Annotated in this window: 11 protein-coding genes; 9 read left to right on the top strand and 2 right to left on the bottom strand. The window is 56.6% G+C overall.

The genetic code is table 11. The features are described from left to right. Nucleotides 1-50: 50 nt before the first annotated feature. From rlmD to eno, 5 genes are all read left to right on the top strand, one after another. On the top strand, nt 51-1379 hold the full coding sequence (rlmD, locus tag I6N93_RS03005; protein WP_085686216.1) for a 23S rRNA (uracil(1939)-C(5))-methyltransferase RlmD: 1329 nt from the start codon (nt 51-53) through the stop codon (nt 1377-1379). 15 nt (nt 1380-1394) lie between these two features. Next, nucleotides 1395-3626 carry a GTP diphosphokinase gene (gene relA / locus I6N93_RS03010; RefSeq protein WP_085686214.1) on the top strand — a complete coding sequence of 744 codons (2232 nt, stop codon included), beginning with the start codon at nt 1395-1397 and terminating at the stop codon, nt 3624-3626. 63 nt (nt 3627-3689) lie between these two features. Next, entirely contained in the window at nt 3690-4484 is a 795-nt protein-coding gene (gene mazG / locus I6N93_RS03015; RefSeq protein ID WP_085686212.1) for a nucleoside triphosphate pyrophosphohydrolase, read from the top strand. 224 nt (nt 4485-4708) lie between these two features. Continuing rightward, entirely contained in the window at nt 4709-6346 is a 1638-nt protein-coding gene (gene pyrG, locus I6N93_RS03020) for a glutamine hydrolyzing CTP synthase (protein WP_085653752.1), read from the top strand. Between the two features lie 80 nt (nt 6347-6426). Beyond that, on the top strand, nt 6427-7728 hold the full coding sequence (gene eno / locus I6N93_RS03025; RefSeq protein ID WP_085686208.1) for a phosphopyruvate hydratase: 1302 nt from the start codon (nt 6427-6429) through the stop codon (nt 7726-7728). Between the two features lie 327 nt (nt 7729-8055). On the opposite strand, the gene I6N93_RS03030 is transcribed toward eno, so the two are convergent. Continuing rightward, nucleotides 8056-9042 (bottom strand): MBL fold metallo-hydrolase, encoded by a 987-nt coding sequence (locus I6N93_RS03030; RefSeq protein WP_085686206.1) that lies wholly within the window; start codon nt 9040-9042, stop codon nt 8056-8058. 171 nt (nt 9043-9213) lie between these two features. On the opposite strand from I6N93_RS03030, the gene queE reads away from it, so the two are divergent. Next, entirely contained in the window at nt 9214-9885 is a 672-nt protein-coding gene (gene queE / locus I6N93_RS03035) for a 7-carboxy-7-deazaguanine synthase QueE (protein WP_085686204.1), read from the top strand. A gap of 40 nt (nt 9886-9925) precedes the next feature. Here queE and queD read toward each other — a convergent pair whose 3' ends face one another. Next, complete coding sequence (queD, locus tag I6N93_RS03040; protein WP_085686202.1) at nt 9926-10291, bottom strand: 6-carboxytetrahydropterin synthase QueD; 366 nt, start codon at nt 10289-10291, stop codon at nt 9926-9928. 349 nt (nt 10292-10640) lie between these two features. Between queD and cysJ the strand changes: the two genes are divergently transcribed. Genes cysJ through I6N93_RS03055 form a run of 3 tightly spaced genes read left to right on the top strand, consistent with a single transcriptional unit; the run spans nt 10641 to nt 14923 of the window. Continuing rightward, the gene (cysJ, locus tag I6N93_RS03045; protein ID WP_085686200.1) at nt 10641-12461 is read left to right on the top strand and encodes an NADPH-dependent assimilatory sulfite reductase flavoprotein subunit; all 1821 of its coding nucleotides are present in this window, start codon (nt 10641-10643) and stop codon (nt 12459-12461) included. After that, the gene (gene cysI, locus I6N93_RS03050) at nt 12461-14176 is read left to right on the top strand and encodes an assimilatory sulfite reductase (NADPH) hemoprotein subunit (RefSeq protein ID WP_085686198.1); all 1716 of its coding nucleotides are present in this window, start codon (nt 12461-12463) and stop codon (nt 14174-14176) included. Before cysJ ends, cysI begins: the two co-directional genes overlap by 1 nt. Nucleotides 14177-14188: 12 nt before the next feature. Continuing rightward, a complete protein-coding gene (locus I6N93_RS03055) occupies nt 14189-14923 on the top strand; it encodes a phosphoadenylyl-sulfate reductase (protein ID WP_085686196.1) in 735 nt (244 codons plus the stop codon). Nucleotides 14924-15282: the final 359 nt, after the last annotated feature.

Genomic DNA, 15282 nt, shown 5'->3' on the forward strand with positions numbered 1-15282 from the left:
GTGGGAGAATTGAGGCTGATTAATCCATTAATACATGACATCACACTTATATGGCGCAATTCTACTCCCCAAAACGGCGTGTGACGACCCGTCAACGCATCACCGTGTCGGTCAACGATCTCGACCCGTTCGGTCAAGGCGTGGCGCGTCACCAGGGGAAAACGATTTTCATCGCCGGCGTATTGCCGGGGGAACAGGCCGAAGTCCAGGTGACCGAGGATAAAAAACAGTTTTCCCGGGCGAGCCTGAAGCAGCTGCTGAGCAAGAGCCAAGAGCGAGTTGACCCACGCTGCCCGCATTTCAACGTCTGCGGCGGCTGTCAGCAGCAACATGCCAGTCAGGCATTGCAGGAGCGCAGTAAATCCCGTGCGCTGATGCGGTTGATGGAGAGGGAAACTGGCGCTACCGTCCCCTCCCCGGACGTGATTAGCGGCCCGGCCTATGCCTACCGACGCCGCGCCCGGCTCGGGTTATACTTTCAGGCTAAATCACAGCGATTGCTGATGGGGTATCGTCAGGCGGCCTCGCACGATCTGGTGGATGTGCGCCACTGTCCGATACTGTGTTCCGAGCTGGAAGCGTTGCTGATTCCCCTGCGCGAGTGCCTCAGCGGCCTTCAGGCCAAAAGACGCTTTGGGCATGTCGAGCTGGTGCTCGCCGACGAAGGGCCGCTGGTGATTCTGCGTCATCTTGATCCGCTTAGCGCCGCAGACCGCCAGGCGCTTATCGCGCTGGCGCGCGCTCGGTCGATATCGCTGTTTCTCGCCGGTGAGACAGACGCCCTTGAGTGTCTGCACGGCGAAATGCCGACGTATCGAATTGACGATCTTTCCCTGGCGTTCAGTCCGCGGGACTTCATTCAGGTGAACGACGTCATCAATCGGCAAATGGTCAGTCAGGCCTTGTCCTGGCTTGATGTGCAGCCGCAGGACCGCGTGCTTGACCTGTTTTGCGGCATGGGCAATTTTACGCTGCCGCTGGCCCGGCGGGCCGCCGAAGTCGTCGGCGTGGAAGGCGTGCCGGCGTTGGTGGCTAAGGGACAGGAAAATGCCCGATGCAACGGTTTATCCAACGCCGTGTTCTTTCATCATAACCTGGAAGAGGACGTCACCCGGCAACCGTGGGCGTCGCAGGGGTTCAACAAAATCGTGCTCGATCCGGCCCGCGCTGGCGCGCCGGGCGTGATGTCTCACATCGTGAAACTGGCGCCCGAGCGCGTGGTCTACATATCCTGTAACCCGACCACGCTGGCGCGAGACAGCAAAGTGCTATTGGCGGCCGGCTATCGGCTGGCGCGAATAGCGATGCTGGATATGTTTCCACACACCGGGCATCTTGAATCCATGGCGTTGTTTCTGCCCGGCGACGGTGGCCGGTAAAGAAAGGGAGAATTTATGGTTGCGGTAAGAAGTGCACATTTAAATACCGAAGGCGAATTCGAACCCGATGTGTGGATCGCATCTTTGGGGATCGCCAACCAGCAGTCCTGCGAGCGCCTGAAAGACACCTGGCGCTATTGTGAACAGCGGACGAAAGATCATCCGGATGCGATGTTGCTATTGTGGCGCGGCATCGAAATGGTCGAGATCCTTTCCACGCTGAGTATGGATAACGACAGCCTGCGGGCGGCCATGTTGTTCCCGCTGGTCAATGCGGATGTCGTCGAAGAAGAGACGCTGAAAGACGCGTTCGGCCAGAATATCGCCAATCTGGTGCACGGCGTCAGAGATATGGATGCGATCCGCCAGCTTAAGGCGACGCAGCACGACTCCGTCGCCTCGGAACAGGTGGATAACATCCGGAGGATGTTGCTGGCGATGGTGGAAGATTTCCGCTGCGTCGTTATCAAACTGGCGGAGCGTATCGCCCATCTGCGCGAAGTGAAGGATGCCCCGGAAGAAGAGCGGGTGTTGGCGGCGAAAGAGTGCACCAACATCTATGCGCCGTTAGCGAACCGGCTGGGTATCGGCCAGTTGAAGTGGGAGCTGGAGGATTTCTGCTTCCGCTACCTGCACCCCGAAGAGTACAAACGCATCGCCAGCCTGCTGCACGAGCGCCGCATCGATCGCGAGCAGTATATCGACGACTTCGTGACCAGCCTGCGTCAGGCAATGGAGAAAGACGGGCTGAAAGCCGATGTCTACGGCCGACCGAAACACATTTATAGCATCTGGCGCAAGATGCAGAAGAAATCCCTGTCGTTCGACGAACTGTTCGACGTCCGCGCCGTGCGGATCGTGGTTGAGCGACTGCAGGACTGCTACGCCGCGCTGGGGATCGTACATACCCACTACCGCCATCTGCCGGATGAGTTCGACGACTACGTGGCGAACCCCAAACCGAACGGCTATCAGTCTATCCACACTGTAGTGCTGGGGCCGCGCGGTAAAACGCTTGAGATCCAGATCCGTACCCGCGATATGCACGAGAACTCCGAGCTGGGCGTCGCCGCGCACTGGAAGTATAAGGAAGGCGCATCGACCACCAGCCGCTCCGGCTACGAAGGGCGGATCGCCTGGCTGCGTAAGCTGCTGGCCTGGCAGGAGGAGATGGCGGATTCGGACGAAATGCTGGACGAAGTGCGCAGTCAGGTCTTTGACGACCGCGTCTATGTGTTTACGCCAAAAGGCGATGTCATCGATCTGCCGACCGGTTCGACGCCGCTGGACTTCGCTTATCACATTCACAGTGATATCGGACACCGCTGCATCGGCGCCAAGGTGGGTGGCCGCATTGTACCGTTCACCTATCAGCTAAAAATGGGCGATCAGATCGAAGTGATCACCCAGAAACAGCCCAACCCCAGCCGGGACTGGCTGAATCCCAATCTGGGCTATGTCACCACCAGCCGCGGACGTTCCAAAATCCACAACTGGTTTCGCAAACAGGATCGCGACAAAAACATCCTGGCGGGCAAGCAGATCCTCGACAACGAGCTGGATAATCTGGGTCTGAGCCAGAAAATGGCCGAGAAGCTGCTACTGCCGCGTTACAACATCAACTCGATGGACGAGTTCCTGGCCGGGATCGGCGGCGGCGATATTCGCCTGAACCAAGTGGTGAATTTCCTGCAATCCAAGGTCAATCAGCCGAGCGCGGAAGAGCAGGATCGTGAAGCGCTGCGTCAACTGACCCAGAAGACGCCTGCGCCGACGCGTGCCAGCAAAGACAATGGCCGCGTCGTGGTGGAAGGGGTCGGCAATCTGATGCACCACATCGCGCGTTGCTGCCAGCCGATCCCGGGTGACGACATCGTCGGCTTCATTACCAAAGGACGTGGGATCTCTATCCATCGGGCCGACTGCGAACAGCTGGACGAGCTGCGCGGTCATGCGCCGGAGCGCGTGGTGGATGCGGTCTGGGGAGAAAGTTACTCCAGCGGATACTCGCTGGTGGTGCGTGTGACCGCCAACGACCGCAGCGGCCTGCTGCGCGACATCACGACCATCCTCGCCAACGAGAAGGTCAACGTGCTTGGCGTCTCCAGCCGCAGCGACGTCAAACAGCAGCTCGCTACCATCGACATGGAAATCGAGATCTACAATCTGCAGGTGCTGGGCCGGGTACTGGCCAAGCTGAATCAGCTCCCTGATGTTATTGACGCACGTCGTCAGCAGGGCAACTGAGCCGCAGTCCGATAACATGGGCTGGCCCATTGCCCGCCCATTTTGCCCTAACCAGGAAACGTTATGTCCTCATCCATCTCCCGACTACTCGACGTGATGACGCAACTGCGCGACCCGCAAAGCGGCTGCCCGTGGGATCGTAAACAGACTTTCGACTCGATAGCTCCTTATACGCTGGAAGAAACCTATGAAGTGCTGGACGCCATCCGCCGTAAGGATTTTGACGATCTGCGCAGCGAGCTGGGCGACCTGCTGTTTCAGGTGGTGTTCTACGCCCAGATGGCGCAGGAGCAGGGGCTTTTCGACTTCTCCGACGTTTGCGACGCCATCAGCGACAAGCTGGAGCGGCGTCATCCGCATATTTTCGCCGGGGCCGACGCGCCGAACGCCGATGACGCGCTGAAAAACTGGGAGCAGACCAAGTCCGAAGAGAGAGCCGAAAAGGCACTGCACTCACAGGTTGACGACATTCCTGAAGCGTTGCCTGCACTGATGCAGGCGCACAAAATCCAGCAGCGTTGCGCGGCGGTCGGGTTCGACTGGAAGACGCTGGGGCCGGTCGTTGACAAGCTGTATGAAGAAATCGACGAGGTGATGTTCGAGGCGAAACAGGCGGTGGTGGATCAGGACCGGCTGGGCGAGGAGCTGGGAGACATGTTGTTCGCCGCCGTCAATCTATCTCGACATTTAGGCCATAAGGCGGAAATCACGTTGCAGGACGCGAATCGTAAATTCTGCCGCCGTTTTCGTCAGGTAGAGCAAATCATTAGCGGCCAAGGTAAAACACTTTACGAAGCCAGCCTGGAGGAAATGGAAGCTGCCTGGCAGCAGGTAAAACGTGAAGAAAAGGGGCATTAAGGAGATTTAGGACTGAAATGGCTGATAATTCACATATTTTGATTTATCAGTATGATTTTTCAGGAAGATGCTACGCCGCGATTTCGCAAGGTCGCGGCGGCCACGGACAGGATGACTATACGATATTAGGCAAAACGAACATTTGTGGCGCCCAACAGGTTCCGGTATACTACTTTCCCGTCTTGGTCTTCCATCATCCTTAAACCTAAACTCTCAGGTTCAGCATGACAACTAATTATATTTTTGTGACCGGCGGGGTCGTCTCCTCTCTGGGTAAAGGCATTGCCGCAGCCTCTCTGGCGGCTATTCTCGAAGCCCGCGGCCTCAACGTGACCATCATGAAACTGGACCCGTATATCAATGTGGATCCGGGGACAATGAGCCCTACGCAGCACGGTGAAGTGTTCGTCACCGAAGATGGCGCCGAAACCGATCTCGACCTGGGCCACTATGAGCGTTTTATTCGCACTAAAATGACGCGCCGCAATAACTTCACCACCGGACGGATTTATTCTGACGTCCTGCGCAAAGAGCGCCGTGGTGATTATCTGGGGGCGACCATTCAGGTTATTCCCCATATCACCAACGCGATCAAAGAGCGCATCATCGAAGGCGGCGAAGGCCACGATGTCGTACTGGTCGAAATCGGCGGGACGGTGGGTGATATCGAATCCCTGCCGTTCCTTGAAGCGATTCGTCAGATGGCGGTGGAAGTCGGTCGTGAACATACCCTGTTTATGCATCTGACGCTGGTGCCTTATCTGGCGGCCGCAGGCGAGGTGAAAACCAAGCCGACGCAGCATTCGGTGAAGGAACTGTTATCCATCGGTATTCAGCCGGACGTGCTGATTTGTCGTTCCGATCGCACGGTGCCCGCGAACGAGCGCGCGAAAATTGCATTATTCTGCAATGTGCCGGAAAAAGCGGTGATATCGCTTAAAGACATTGATTCTATTTATAAAATTCCGTCGCTATTGAAATCGCAGGGGCTGGACGATTATATTTGTAAACGATTCAGCTTGGACTGCCCGGAAGCGAACCTGTCAGAATGGGAGCAGGTCGTTTACGAAGAAGCCAACCCGGGCGGCGAAGTGACTATCGGCATGATCGGCAAGTACGTAGAGCTGCCGGATGCTTATAAGTCCGTTGTTGAAGCGCTTAAGCACGGCGGCTTGAAAAATCGTCTGACCGTGAACATCAAGTTCATCGACTCGCAGGATGTAGAAAGCCGCGGCGTCGAAGTCCTGAAAGATTTAGACGCTATTCTGGTGCCGGGTGGTTTCGGCTACCGCGGCGTGGAAGGCAAAATCATGGCCGCGAAATATGCCCGTGAGAACAAGATCCCTTATCTGGGTATCTGTCTGGGTATGCAGGTCGCGCTGATGGAGTTCTCCCGCAACGTCGTGGGTATGGAAGGCGCGAACTCAACCGAGTTTGTCCCTGAATGCAAATACCCGGTCGTGGCGCTGATCACCGAATGGCGCGATGCCGAAGGCAACCTGGAAGTGCGTAGCGAAGAGAGCGATCTCGGCGGTACAATGCGCGTCGGCGGGCAGGAATGCCATCTGACCGAAGGCAGCCTGGTGCGTAGCCTGTATGGCGAACCGACGATCATTGAGCGTCATCGTCATCGTTATGAAGTCAACAACATGTTGTTGAAACAAATTGAAGCGGCGGGATTACGTGTTGCTGGTTATTCCGCCGACCGTCGACTGGTAGAGATTGTTGAAATCCCTGATCATCCCTGGTTTGTGGCATGTCAGTTCCATCCGGAATTTACCTCCACGCCGCGTGATGGACATCCGCTGTTCGCCGGCTTTGTGAAAGCCGCAGGAGCGTACCAGAAACGACAGGAAAAATAGGGTTTTGTCAGCAACGCGCGTCCCAAGGTCGCGCGTTGTTCGTCTGAGGTTTTAGTTTAACTTGTACTGAGGAAAATCTAATGTCCAAAATTGTTAAAGTCATTGGCCGTGAAATCATCGACTCACGCGGAAATCCGACCGTTGAGGCTGAAGTTCACCTGGAAGGTGGTTTCGTCGGTCTGGCTGCCGCACCGTCAGGTGCTTCCACGGGTTCCCGCGAAGCGCTGGAACTGCGTGATGGCGACAAATCTCGTTTTCTGGGTAAAGGCGTGACCAAAGCAGTTGCTGCTGTTAACGGCCCGATCGCACAGGCTGTTCTGGGTAAAGATGCCAAAGACCAGGCTAACATCGACCAGATCATGATCGATCTGGATGGTACTGAAAACAAATCTAAATTCGGCGCTAACGCTATCCTGGCCGTTTCTCTGGCTTCTGCTAAAGCTGCGGCCGCTTCCAAAGGCCTGCCTCTGTACGCACACATCGCTGAATTGAACGGCACTCCAGGTCAGTACTCCATGCCGCTGCCGATGATGAACATCATTAATGGCGGTGAGCACGCTGACAACAACGTCGACATCCAGGAATTCATGATTCAGCCTGTTGGCGCGAAAACCGTTAAAGAAGCCATCCGCATGGGTTCAGAAGTGTTCCACAACCTGGCTAAAGTTCTGAAAGCCAAAGGTATGAATACTGCAGTCGGCGACGAAGGCGGCTATGCGCCGAACCTGGAATCCAACGCTGCTGCGCTGGCTGCCATCAAAGAGGCCGTAGAAAAAGCAGGTTACGTTCTGGGTAAAGACGTGACTCTGGCTATGGACTGTGCCGCTTCCGAGTTCTACAACAACGAAACGGGCAACTACGAACTGAAAGGCGAAGGCAAAACCTTCACCTCTCAGGAATTCACTCACTACCTGGAAGAACTGACCAAACAGTATCCGATCGTGTCCATCGAAGATGGCCTGAACGAATCTGACTGGGACGGTTTTGCCTACCAGACTAAAGTCCTGGGCGACAAAATCCAGTTGGTGGGCGACGACCTGTTCGTGACCAACACCAAGATCCTGAAAGAAGGTATCGACAAAGGCATCGCTAACTCCATCCTGATCAAATTCAACCAGATCGGCTCTCTGACCGAAACGCTGGCTGCGATCAAGATGGCGAAAGATGCTGGCTACACTGCCGTTATCTCTCACCGTTCTGGCGAAACTGAAGATGCGACCATCGCTGACCTGGCGGTAGGTACTGCAGCTGGCCAGATCAAAACCGGTTCCATGAGCCGTTCTGACCGTGTGGCTAAATACAACCAGCTGATTCGTATCGAAGAAGCGCTGGGTGCTAAAGCGCCGTTCAACGGTCTGAAAGAAGTGAAAGGCCAGGCTTAATCGCCCCTTTTCTTCTCAGGAGTCTGATGCTGAATCGCGGTCAGACTCCGATGGGATCGAAAATAAATCCGGAAGCGTGTCATGCGCCTCCGGATTTTTTTGTCTATGCCAGAAGCCCGCTCGGGCACGCGATGTTCCCCCGATCTTCTTCCCCAAACCGATATCTCATCTTTTATGCCGTCCTCACCGCGATAGCACACCGCTGTCGTGATGACGTCAGCCGTGAATAAACGCGCGGTCATTGAATCGATGAAAGGATGAAGCAGAAGAGGGGCGGGATAAGATGCGGGATGGCAGGGAGAGCGCTCCCCCTGCCGTGGAGCCGTATTACTGCGCTGCCAGTCCCGACAAGCTGTAGTTGGCCGGAACCCAGCGGTAGCCGTTCGGCTTGCCGTCGTCGCCTTTCTGCACCTTGATGTGGCCCAGTCCGGGGAAGTTGATGTGCGCGCTGGCCACCCAGTAATTCTTCTCGGCCGCATCCGCCATTATCGAGGCGCGGGTTTTCGCGGCGGCATCCATGTCGCTGTCGAAGCTGATGGTGGTGGCCGGCAGCGGGAACTGAACGGCGGCGGCGTGAATGGTGTCGCCCCACACCAGCAGTTTGGCGTCTTCGCTGTCTACCCATACCCCCGTATGTCCCGGCGTATGTCCCGCCAGCGGCAGAGACGTGACGCCGGGAACGATCTCCTGACTACCGGAGAACGTTTTCAGTTTCTTCGCCGCATTGATGACATGGAACGTATTCTGCGCCAGCCGGAACACCCCTTTTCTCTCGGCGGGCGCTTTTTGCAGGTTGGCTTCGCTGAGCCAGAAATCTCTGTCCGCCTTGCTGATGTAGACGGCCGCATTCGGGAAGGTTGGTTTACCGTCGGTCAGCAGGCCGCCGATGTGGTCGCCGTGAAGATGGGTGAGGATCACGGTATCCACCTGATCCGGCCGGTAGCCAGCGGCTTTCAGATGACTCAGCAGACGGCCCACCGGCGCATCGGACTTCTTGCCGTAGCCGGTATCGACCAGTACCAAATTTTGGCCGGTATTGATCAGAAAGGCATTAAAGGAAGTCTCGACCGCCGAAGCGTTCAAGTCGTCATCCTCCAGCCGCTGCGTGGTGATATCCGCCGGCGTGCGCGCCAGCAGTTTATCCATCGGCAACGTGGAAGTGCCGTCAGACAGGGCGGTCACCTCAAACTGCCCCAGCATCAGCCGGTAATAACCCGACTGGGTTTTCACCTGCGGTACGGCTTGTGCGTTCGCCAGCGTGGGGAGGGTGAGCAGCGTTATCGAAAACAACATCAGGGATTTTAACGAACTCATATTTTTCGTTCCTTGTAATTATCGACTTTTCGATTGGGTTAAGCCTAGCACCGTCGGGTGATTATTACCCCCGCGAGAGGAAGGACTCAATCGAAACCTGTCGGTTGTTTGGCGGCGCATCGGCGATCTGCGATAATGTTTTTTTTTACGTAACCGTTACAGTGGAAAAACATGCAGTACCCAATTAACGAGATGTTCCAGACCTTACAGGGTGAGGGCTATTACACCGGCGTTCCCGCAGTATTCATCCGCTTGCAGGGATGCCCGGTGGGGTGCAGCTGGTGTGATACCAAACACACCTGGGAGAAGCGTCCGGAGCGGGAAATCCCCCTCAAGCAGATCGTCGAAAAAACGGCGGAGAGCGACGCCTGGGGCGCGGCCAGCGTGGAGGATATCGTTGGCCATATGACGCAGTTAGGCTTTACCGCCCGGCATGTGGTGATTACCGGCGGCGAGCCCTGTATTCATGACCTGACGACGCTGACTCAGCGACTGGAAGCGCTGGGCTTCAGCACTCAAATCGAAACCAGCGGGACGCACGAAATCCGCTGCTCAACCCACAGCTGGGTCACGGTCTCGCCCAAGGTCAATATGCGCGGTGGAATGGTCGTTATCGATCAGGCGCTGCAGCGGGCGGATGAGATAAAACATCCGGTAGCGCGGGAGCGTGATATCGAAACGTTGGATACGCTGTTGAACCGGCTGGATGATGATAAGGCGCGGGTCATTGCATTGCAGCCTATCAGCCAGAAAGAAGAAGCGACTCGGTTATGCATTGCCACCTGCATAGCGCGCAACTGGCGTTTATCCATGCAGACCCACAAGTACCTGAACATAGCCTGACGACGACCTGACCGGTGCGTCCGTGCTGGTCAGGAGACGATTATTCCTCTCCCCGATACACACAGCCCGCGGTGCAGGTTTCTTTGACCCGGACGGCACTCAGCAGCGGCAGTATCGGTTTCAATCTCTGCCAGATCCACTGAGCCAGAATTTCACTGGTGGGATTTTCCAGCCCGGGAATTTCGTTCAGATAGTGGTGGTCCAACTGCTCCCAAATCGGACGAGAGATGGCTTTCAGTTCGGCAAAATCCATCACCCAGCCGGTATAGGCATCGACTTCGCCGGTAATTTCCAGTCGAACCATAAATGAGTGGCCATGCAGGCGGCCACATTTGTGTCCGTCCGGAACATGGGGAAGCCGATGAGCGGCTTCAAACTGAAAATCTTTAAACAGCATGGTTGGCATGACGGTGAATCTCATATGACCTGAAAAAACCGACGCATACTACCGGAAAGTGCGCCTTTGCGCTATTTTCCGCCGCAAAGAAGCGTAAATGGTAATTTTTATCATTTGATGCCTGATGCTTGATAGTGATTTTAATATCTAAAAAACAGATGGTTGCGTGGGTTGTGGCCTATATTACTTTTTGTGGTAAAGCGTATATAAAAAACCCTTTAGTCATTTTGGTTATTTAATATTTCCATCATTTCTTTAATTGTTAAGATGGGGGTCGCTACCTTAATAACCCATTCAACTTTGTACCGCACCAAGTCGGCATTGGCGCCAGCGACCTGAACAAGGAAAAAGTATCGCAATGACTAATCCGGTTTCTCCGACTTCGCTGCTCCCTCTGAGCGCGGAGCAATTTGCGCGCCTGCAGGCGGCAACCGGTGATTTCTCACCCACCCAGCTTGCCTGGCTATCCGGTTATTTCTGGGGGATTGCTCAACAGCCCGCCGGCGTTTCAACCGCCGTTGTCGCGGCAGCCAACGTATCCACCGCCGCCGCGTCTTCTGCCATCACGCTGATCTCGGCTTCCCAGACGGGGAATGCGCGTCGGGTCGCCGAACAGGCGCGGGACGACCTGCTGGCGGCCGGACTGCCGGTCACGCTCGTCAACGCGGGCGACTACAAGTTCAAGCAAATTGCTCAGGAGAAACTGCTGGTCGTTGTGGCATCGACGCAGGGCGAGGGTGAACCGCCGGAAGAAGCTGTGGCGTTGTACAAGTACCTGTTCTCCAAAAAAGCGCCGGCCTTGAATGGCACTGCTTTTGCGGTCTTTGGCCTTGGGGACTCTTCGTATGAGTTTTTCTGCAAAGCCGGTAAAGACTTCGACAGCCGTCTGGCGGAACTGGGGGCGGAACGCCTGTTGGACCGGGTAGATGCTGACGTGGCGTTTCAACCTGAAGCGGAACAGTGGCGGCAACGGCTGACGGAAACGCTGAAATCTCGCCACCAGGCGCAGGATGCGGCCGCCGTTCAGACGGCGGCGGTGGGCGCGGTGGATGAGATCACCGCCAGCCCTTACAGCAAGGAAACACCTTATACCGCTGTACTGTCGGTTAATCAGAAGATCACCGGCCGCGGCTCGGACAAAGATGTGCGTCACCTGGAGATCGATCTGGGTGAATCGGGCTTGCGCTACCGTCCCGGCGATGCGCTGGGCGTATGGTACGAGAACGATCCGGCGCTGATCGAGGAACTGCTGGGGCTTCTGAAGTTGAAAGGGGATGAAACGGTGACGGTGTCCGGTAAGACGCTGCCGCTCGCCGAGGCCCTGCAACGGCATCTGGAACTGACGCAAAATACCGCGCCGTTGGTGGAAAAATACGCCGGGCTGTCGGGGCATGAGACGCTTCAGTCGCGTCTCGGGGACAAATCCGCGTTGCAGCAGTATGCGCAGCAGACGCCGCTGGTGGAGATGGTGCGCTCGGCACCTACCGAACTGACGGCGGAACAGCTGGTTGGCTGGCTGCGTCCGCTGACGCCGCGTCTTTACTCTATCGCCTCATCGCAGGAAGAGGTCGACAATGAGGTGCATATCACCGTCGGCGTCGTGCGCTACACCCACGAAGGGCGCGAGCGCACCGGCGGTGCCTCGGGCTTCCTGGCAGACCGGCTGGAAGAGGACGGTGAAGTCCGCGTCTTCATTGAGCATAACGATAACTTCCGCCTGCCTGCGGACCCGAATACGCCGGTCATTATGATTGGGCCGGGGACGGGCATCGCGCCGTTCAGAGCCTTTATGCAGCAGCGTGGAGCGGAAGGCGCGGAGGGTAAAAACTGGCTGTTCTTCGGCAATCCGCACTTTGTGGAAGATTTCCTGTATCAGGTGGAGTGGCAGCGGTACGTCAAGGACGGGTTGCTTACCCACATCGATTTGGCCTGGTCGCGCGATCAGGCGCACAAGATTTACGTTCAGGATCGCCTCCGCGAGAAGAGCGCGGAAGTCTGGCGCTGGATCCAGGATGGCGCGCATATTTACGTGTGCGGCGACGCCAACCGAATGGCGAAAGATGTCGAACAGGCGCTGTTGGCGGTGATTGCCGAGCAGGGAGGGATGGATGCCGAACAGGCGGATGAATTTTTAAGCGAGCTGCGGCTGGAGCGGCGCTATCAGAGAGACGTGTACTAATGAGCGAGAGATATTCTGGCCCGCGGGTGGTCGAAGGCAAACTCACCGATGCGGAACGTCTGAAACAGCAGAGCAACTTTCTGCGCGGCACGATCGCAGACGATCTGAACGATGGCCTGACCGGTGGCTTTACCGGCGACAACTTCCTGCTGATCCGCTTTCACGGGATGTATCAGCAGGACGACCGCGATATTCGCGCCGAACGCGTCGCCCAGAAGCTGGAGCCGCGTCATGCAATGATGCTGCGTTGCCGTTTGCCGGGCGGCGTCATGACGCCGCAGCAGTGGTTGGCGATCGATGACTTTGCCAAGGCCAAGACGATCTACGGCAGTATCCGTATCACCAACCGCCAGACGTTTCAGTTTCACGGCATTCTAAAATCCGACCTGAAATCGGCGCATCAACTGCTGCATGATGTGGGGCTGGATTCACTGGCGACGGCGAACGACGTTAACCGTAACGTGCTGTGTACGTCCAACCCTGCCGAGTCCGAGCTGCATCAGCAGGCGTACGACTGGGCGAAGAAGATCTCCGAACATCTGCTGCCGCGTACCCGCGCCTATGCCGAGATCTGGCTCGATCGGGAAAAGGTCGCGACGACGGATGAAGAGCCGATCCTGGGATCGACCTACCTGCCGCGTAAGTTTAAAACCACGGTGGTGATCCCGCCGCAAAACGACGTGGATCTGCATGCGAATGACCTGAACTTTGTCGCTATCACTGAGAACGGCCGCCTGGTCGGCTTCAACGTGCTGGTGGGTGGCGGTTTGTCCATCGCCCACGGCGACAAGGCGACCTATGCGCGCACCGCCAGCGAGTTCGGCTACATCCCCGTCGAGAAGACGCTGGCCGTCGCGGAAGCGGTGGTGACCACCCAACGCGACTGGGGCAACCGCACCAACCGTAAGAACGCCAAGACCAAATATACGCTGGAGCGCGTTGGCGTCGACACGTTCAAACAGGAAGTGGAACGTCGGTCCGGCGTGACGTTCGAAGAGATCCGTCCGTATGAATTTACCGGCCGCGGCGATCGCATCGGCTGGGTCAAAGGCATCGATAACAAGTGGCACCTGACGCTGTTTATCGAAAATGGCCGCATCCTCGACTATCCAGGCCATCCTTTGAAAACAGGGCTGAACGAAATCGCCAAAATCCACAAAGGGGATTTCCGCCTGACTGCCAACCAGAACCTGATTGTGGCGGGCGTGGCCACGCGCGATAAAGCGAAAATCGAAGCGCTGGCGCGCGAACATGGGCTGATTGACGATGCGGTCAGCGAGCAGCGTAAAAATTCGATGGCCTGCGTTTCGCTGCCGACCTGTCCGCTGGCGATGGCGGAAGCTGAACGTTTTCTGCCGCAGTTTGTCACAAAAGTAGAAGGCATCATGCAGCAGCACGGCGTTGGCGATGAGCACATCGTGTTGCGTGTGACCGGCTGTCCTAACGGCTGCGGCCGCTCGCTGCTGGCGGAAATCGGTCTGGTGGGGAAAGCCATCGGCCGTTACAACCTGCATCTTGGCGGCAACCGGGAAGGAACGCGCATTCCGCGTATGTACCGGGAAAATATCACCGAAGCTGACATCCTCAGCGAAATCGACCAGTTGGTAGGACGTTGGGCGCAGGAGCGCGAAGCGGGCGAAGGATTTGGCGATTTCGCCATTCGTGCCCACATCATCAAACCGGTGCTCGACCCCGCTATCGATTTCTATGACTAACAGGAGAGCCTGATGTCTGCACTCAATCTGGAGGCGCTCAGCGCGTTGCCGAAGCCGGAACAAGAGTCTGAGCTTGCGGAAATCAACGCCGAGCTGGAAAGCCTTTCCGCCGAAAACCGAATCGCCTGGGCGCTGGAAAACCTGCCGGGCGAGTTCGTCCTTACGTCGAGCTTCGGCATTCAGGCGGCGATTTCTCTTCATCTGGTGACTCGGCAGTGTCCGCAGATTCCGGTGATCCTGACGGATACCGGCTACCTGTTCCCGGAAACCTATCAGTTCATCGACAGCCTCACCGACCAGTTGAAGCTGAACCTGCAGGTGTTTCGCGCCGCGCTGTCGCCAGCGTGGCAGGAAGCGCGCTACGGCAAGCTGTGGGAGCAAGGCGTCGAAGGTATCGAGCGCTATAACCAGATGAACAAGGTGGAACCGATGAACCGGGCGCTGCAAGAACTTGACGCGCGGACCTGGTTCGCTGGGCTGCGCCGCGAGCAGGCGAGCAGCCGTGAAACGTTGCCGGTGTTGTCTGTGCAGCGCGGCGTATTCAAATTCCTGCCGATCATCGACTGGGACAACCGACAGGTCTATCAGTACCTGAAGGCCAATGGCCTGAGCTACCACCCGCTGTGGGATCAGGGCTATCTGTCGGTGGGCGATACCCATACCACCCGCAAGTGGGAGCCGGGCATGAGCGAAGAAGAGACACGATTCTTCGGTCTGAAGCGCGAGTGCGGCTTGCACGAAGGTTGACCCACAGCCTCTCGTTCGAGGGACTTTTTCTTTTAGCGGTGAGATTTCAAACGTCATCCTGTTCCATTTTAGGTGCGATGACACCAGTTCAGCCCGAATACGATGCCCTGAATCATCGCGGCAACATGCTGTTGCGGAAAGATAAATTCATGGGTAGCTGAGTGACGCCGCTGGACGAACGCTGGCAACGGGAGATAAAGGCGTATCTGTGCCGCGATCAACTGACGGAACATTTAGCCAGTTTCGATATAACCGATTGAGGCGACATCCCCACGTTGGGGCCCAGAGTCTGCTTTTTACCGCATACAAAGTGATTCTTTATTCCATTACGGAACTTATCATGCGAATTCGGCATTTCA

The organism is Lonsdalea populi, from assembly GCF_015999465.1.
In the GTDB taxonomy this organism is placed as follows: Bacteria; Pseudomonadota; Gammaproteobacteria; order Enterobacterales; family Enterobacteriaceae; genus Lonsdalea; species Lonsdalea populi.